General features: G+C 54.1%; 1 pseudogene. It reads right to left on the bottom strand.

What is annotated here, in order from left to right:
- A pseudogene (locus ACW9IR_RS30250) lies at positions 1-222 on the bottom strand (hypothetical protein); the annotation flags it as partial.

Below are 222 nucleotides of genomic sequence, written 5' to 3'. Positions count from 1 at the left end.
CATTGCCCTGCGCATCCATTTTTTTGCAGGTCAGCAGTTTGATCAGGTAACGCTTAGGCCCCACCGTGCGGAAGGACCACATACACTCACCGAAGAACTCGGCTGTCTCGTCATCTCTGAAAGTACCCATTTGTCGCTCCAGCAACTCCGGGCGCACCGCAAATGAGGCGTAGTCATAGCTGCTGTCACTTCGCTCCGGACCAAAAACACCGATGACCTTGA

This window comes from Pseudomonas sp. SDT291_1_S447, assembly GCF_054070155.1.
The sequence above is the reverse complement of the archived record's forward strand: the minus strand, read 5'-3'. Positions and strand labels throughout refer to the sequence as shown.